Origin of the sequence: Psychroflexus sp. MES1-P1E, from assembly GCF_002836055.1 — a bacterium.
GTDB lineage: Bacteria > Bacteroidota > Bacteroidia > Flavobacteriales > Flavobacteriaceae > Psychroflexus.
The window spans coordinates 1-5262 of the sequence record NZ_PJBS01000166.1; the positions used below are offsets into that span (position 1 = coordinate 1).

Below are 5262 nucleotides of genomic sequence, written 5' to 3' on the forward strand. Positions count from 1 at the left end.
GTTAGTCGTTGAGGTCACTGATTTTTTCTAATAAACTTGCCATAATTTTTATGTTTGAATTAATAACACAAAGTTCTATGACCTGTTAGAGAATAAAAATAAGGTAGGTTAAAAAAGAAAGTTAATCTATATTACTATTGTTCGGCAATAATTTGACCTCTAATCTTGCTTAAAAATTCCCTTGTGATTCCGAGATACGAAGCAATCAGATATTGTGGAACTCTTTGTTCGATTTGTGGATATGTACTCTTGAATTCCAAATATCTTACTTTTGCAGAAAGACTGAAATTTCTAACAATACGTTTTTCGGATGCCACAAAAGCCTTTTGTATTATAATTCTAAAGAACCGTTCAAGTTTAGGGATTTTTTGATATAACATTTCCATTTTCTCGAACGAGAATTGAATGACTTCTGAGTTTTCTATACATTGTACGTTATATTCCGCTGGTTTTTGGGTAAGAAAACTACTAAAGTCGGCAGTCCACCAATTTTCAATTGCAAATAGTACAACGTGCTCTTGTCCTTCGTTATCTAAGTAAAATGTTTTTAGACAACCTTTAATTACAAAACTTTCGAAACGACAAATGTCTCCTTGTTGAACAATATATTGTCCTTTTAAATATTTTCGGTTCGTTGTATTCTCCAATAACAGATTTATCTCGTTTTGTGTTAAATTCACATAACGATTGATATATTCTATAAGTGGTTTATTGTTCAATTTTGTTTTTTATCTTGTGAATAACGTTTAATAATAAACATAGTAAAGGTGATAAGTAATTTGTTTCGGTTTATTTAGTTAAATATAAATATTTTGCTTTTATCTTTTCTTTCTATAAATTTAAGAAAAGGTAGTAAATTGCTGCACCGCCAACAGCCGCAATTGGCAAGGTTAAGAGCCATGAGAATAGAATATTTATTATCACTAATTCAATTCTGCTTTTCCAAAACCTACCGTGTCACGATATAATTGAGGGGAAATATCGGTATTTGTTTTAAATAGTCTACTGAAATAAAATTCATCATTGTACCCCAATGACCAAGCAATCTCTCTCACTGGTTTACTTGTCATGTACAAATCTCGCTTTGCTTCAATAATTATCCGTTCCGTAATTAATTCTGTAAGTGTCTTATTATAATGCGATTTCACTAATTTCGCTAAGGCGTTGGAAGATATATTTAATAAATCTGCATAATCGCTCGCTGAGTGTTTTTCTTTAAAGTTGATTTCAATTTCACTTTTTAAATTTTTCAATAAAAAAGGTGTTTTAGTGTCTATAAACCGTGGTTTTTCTATTTGAGATTTTGATTTAATTCTAGAGGCATTTCCTAAAAACACTTTTAAGTTAGGGATTAGCAATTCATAGTTCTGGTTTTCATAGCCTGAAACTTCAGATTTTAACTGTTCTATTAAGAAGTCAAAGGTCTTTTCCATTTCCTTATCTACCTTAAAAAATGGTGCTTGATAAATATTATTGAAAAGTACCGTATCGCAGTTAGTTTCGTTAGGGTTTTGGTGAATGCAATAAAAATCGGAATGAAATTGAATGGCTATTCCCTTTATGTTAGTATCGGTCGAAAACATAAAAGGTTGAAAAGGTGAAAAAGCAAAAAAAGTAGATTTTTCAAATGTATACTCTGAAAAATCTACTTTTAAAAGGCCCTTTCCTTCTTTAACCCAAACTACAGTATAAAAATTATTGCGCTGTAAATGATCAAAATGACTATTATCCCTAAAAGCGTAAATTTTGAATGCTAAATTTCCATCTTGTTGATTAATTATAGTGAATTGATTTTGTTTATCCATGACGTAAAGTTAAATTAATTCTCTCTTTTTCTTCTTATAGTTACTTGCTCTCCTGCAATTCCCCAATTATCTGTTTCTACTTCATCTAAAATTACAAATATTGTTCCTCGGTTTTTATTTAGTATTTTTTGTAAAAGGAAAGTTATGCCTTCAATAAGTTCTGCTTTTTGTTTAGATGTAGCACCTTCCTTTGTGATTTTAATATTTATGTATGGCATAATTATATATTTTTTTCTAATAATTGGTGATAAAAATAATAAGGACGGAACGGCCAGTAAGTAGGCAATTAGCCAACTTCTTAACCACAAAATCATAAAACCATCATCAAAACCAGCATTGATTGCAACCAATATGAAACTTATGTAGCTTGTTACAACGAATGCCATTGTAAGCGCAAATTTTAAATTCGGTTTATTCATTATTGTTCCTTTCTGAAATAGATATTGAGTGGTTTAATCCTTGAGTACATGATCCCCTCCTTAATTGATGGGTCATTTAACACAATTTCTTCAGCTTCCTTATAATTATCAACTGAAAGGATTATTATACCTGTTTGATTCTCTAAAGACTGATCAACGATTCCTGCAATTTCCATCTTAGCATTTTTTATAAGACTATCTAAATAAGCTATATGTTCTTGTTGAATGTTTCTTTGTTTTTCCTTCCAATTTACGGAGCTTCTAAATTGTTCGAAAAAAGTGATCTCATAAATAAATGTTTTTTTTTGCTTTTGATACTTTGTACATACCTCATAAAATGACAATTAAAATGAAACCTTTTTTCATAGTTTATTTCTTTACTAACTCCTGATATGCTCTTAATATGTCCGGATTATCAATAGAACCATGATGTTGTATTTGTTTCCATTCTCCATTAACTTTTATAAAAACCCTTGAAGTTCTAATGGCTAATTCTATTTCAGATTCATCTGTTTTGAAAAAGCCTCTTTCTCTACCTGTTGCAAAAAACATATTTTCTGTACCGTAAATAGTGAAATCATAGAACTCCACATATACCTTAGCTTTGCCATTAAAGATTTTGTCATAAACACTTTCTATATCTTTCCAACCTCTCATTATTCCGCCAAGTGGATTGTTCATAGATGCTTCTGAAGAATTGATCCAACTCTTTTGCATTAAATCCATATCTCTTCCATTAAATGCTTTGTAAAATTGCATTAGAGCGATAATTTCCTGATGTTGACGAGAATTAGTATCTTCTTTTCCTGTAATAATTAAGTTTTTAGTCATCTGTTTAGATTCTGTTTGAGCATTCAAATTAATAGTATAGAATGGTAATATTGTTAAAACTAATATCGCCTTTTTCATTGTAATTCTTTAGCCATGGAGAAATCAATAGGCACTTTTACCAATGCAAATAGATAATTGGTTATTATTTTATCTCCAATTGTCATTACAATATCTACTAAATTTTCTGTACTATATCCTACTTCAAAGAAGTTAAATTTGACCTTTTCTGACACTTCTCCTTTTTGTTCCACAATTTCTCTAGTAAGCTGAGCAAGTGCATTTAACTTCAAATCAAAAGAGATATTTGCTCTTCTAATTTCAAATATTTCTTCTTCTGTAAACCCTGCCATTTTACCCATTTCTGTGTGTGCAGACTTACAGTAGTTACAACCGTTCAGTTGACTTACAATTAAATTGATTACCTCCTTTTCTTTGAAATTCAAAGAGTTCTTTCTGTTCTGCAATGCTAGATAATCTCCTAAAGCCGTTGAAGAATATGCGAAAAACGCATACATATTTGGTACAAAGCCTACTTCCTTTTCTAAATTATCAAAAAACGCTTGATTGTTTTCTGATACGTTCTCTCTTGTTGGTACTATAAATTTTTCCATTTTTTTTTAGAATTTATAATGTGTATTTATTTACAATACAAAGGTGTAATTACATTATATTTCCTAAAATGGATAATTTATGCTTTATGATGGATAATTTTTATTCAAAATAATATTTGTCCTACGATTTCAGCTTGGATGTAACGCTTAGTTTAAGAGCAGTAGCTGATTGAAATGTATTTCATTTTTGAATATCACGATACTTAATTAAACACAAAAACGATTTAAATTTCCACTCAAACCGCTATTGCTGTTTGTGTTATTGTATGCCGTTTTCTTTACTTCTAGCCTGTCCTGAATAAAGGCTAAAAACCATTGTAGATTATAGAAATAAGATACAAACTTCAATTTGGTGAACTGCCGTAAACGAGACCCAACTGGCCTGCCCTTAGAAAAACCATTTGTTACGATGGTATGTGAGGCGTACTCCGACTTATCTAGTTGGAGCCGTATACTCAATTTAGTTTAGTTTGTTCTTAGTCCACCATCCAAATTAATAATAGATCCAGTCATCCATTTTGAGTTTTCGGAAGCAAGAAATATAGCAAGATCTGCAATTTCATCTGGTTGTCCAATTCTACCTAAGGGATATATTTGGGATATTGTTTTCTCAAACTTTTCTTTGTCAAGTTCAGTCATTTGACTGACTGTTTTTCTCAATAAAGATGTGTTTACTGAGCCTGGAGCAATTGCATTAACTCTCACCCCAGTATTACCAATTTCATTTGCAAGTGATTTAGTGAGAGAATTAATAGCTCCTTTTGTCAATGAATATACTGTACTAGGTCTTCCTGAAATCATTCTATCCGAAAAATAAGATGAAATATTTATGATATTCCCTTTGGACTTTTTTATTGAGGACAATAGTCCTTGAGTCAATAAATAAGGGGCCTTAAGGTTCAGGTTTATCATTGAATCCAATGTGTCTAATTTCACATCTTCCATTGGTTCGAAAAGAGCAATTCCCGCATTGTTAACCAAAACATCAATGGTACTCCATATATTATTTATTGAGAAAACCAGTTCTTTTATAGATTCAGTATTTGATAAATCTTTTGCAATAGTATGCACTTCTGTACCGTATTTGGAAAGGACTTTTGCAGCTTCATCTAATTTGTTCTGATTCCGAGATATTATAATTACATTTGCTCCATCCCGTACAAATCTTTCTGCTATGGCGAATCCAATACCCTCGCTTGCACCCGTAATCACTGTATTTTTGTTTTGTATCATTTTATAGGTTAATGCAATTATTTATCATTTTTATTCACTGATATACGCCTCTAATTTTAAAAACGCTTTATAACGATAAGATATCAATGCCTGGTAGGTCTGGCTATCAAACACTTGATTCAAAGCAGCCATATTATCAAACTCCATAATTGAAACAAAACTTGGTGTGTAATTTCCAATAGATGCCTTAGTGACCTTATATTTCCCTACAGACTTAGCGTGTACTTCTTCATAAAGTTTACCTACTCCTACTAAATAATGAGCCATTGCCTCCTTTTCATTTGGATTAATTGTCGCTACAATTATTAAATTTACTTTACTCATTTTTTTGATTTTTTATTAAACTCCTGTGCCTAATTTCTC

Annotated in this window: 8 protein-coding genes; all 8 read right to left on the reverse strand. The window is 30.9% G+C overall.

The features are described 5' to 3' along the window. Positions 1–134: 134 nt before the first annotated feature. On the reverse strand, positions 135–719 hold the full coding sequence (locus CXF67_RS07815; protein WP_102088247.1) for a Crp/Fnr family transcriptional regulator: 585 nt from the start codon (positions 717–719) through the stop codon (positions 135–137). A 204-nt stretch (positions 720–923) separates the two neighbouring features. After that, entirely contained in the window at positions 924–1805 is an 882-nt protein-coding gene (locus tag CXF67_RS07820) for a helix-turn-helix domain-containing protein (protein ID WP_102088248.1), read from the reverse strand. A 14-nt stretch (positions 1806–1819) separates the two neighbouring features. Further along, positions 1820–2224, reverse strand: a complete 405-nt coding sequence (locus CXF67_RS07825) for a 2-hydroxymuconate tautomerase family protein (RefSeq protein ID WP_102088249.1) — start codon at positions 2222–2224, stop codon at positions 1820–1822. After that, a complete protein-coding gene (locus tag CXF67_RS07830) occupies positions 2224–2568 on the reverse strand; it encodes a YciI family protein (RefSeq protein WP_102088250.1) in 345 nt (114 codons plus the stop codon). Before CXF67_RS07830 ends, CXF67_RS07825 begins: the two co-directional genes overlap by 1 nt. A gap of 25 nt (positions 2569–2593) precedes the next feature. Beyond that, on the reverse strand, positions 2594–3055 hold the full coding sequence (locus CXF67_RS07835; RefSeq protein ID WP_102088254.1) for a YybH family protein: 462 nt from the start codon (positions 3053–3055) through the stop codon (positions 2594–2596). A gap of 74 nt (positions 3056–3129) precedes the next feature. After that, positions 3130–3666, reverse strand: a complete 537-nt coding sequence (locus tag CXF67_RS07840) for a carboxymuconolactone decarboxylase family protein (RefSeq protein ID WP_102088251.1) — start codon at positions 3664–3666, stop codon at positions 3130–3132. Positions 3667–4131: 465 nt separating this feature from the next. Further along, positions 4132–4899 (reverse strand): SDR family NAD(P)-dependent oxidoreductase, encoded by a 768-nt coding sequence (locus CXF67_RS07845; protein ID WP_102088252.1) that lies wholly within the window; start codon positions 4897–4899, stop codon positions 4132–4134. A gap of 30 nt (positions 4900–4929) precedes the next feature. Next, entirely contained in the window at positions 4930–5223 is a 294-nt protein-coding gene (locus tag CXF67_RS07850) for a DUF1330 domain-containing protein (RefSeq protein ID WP_102088253.1), read from the reverse strand. Positions 5224–5262: the final 39 nt, after the last annotated feature.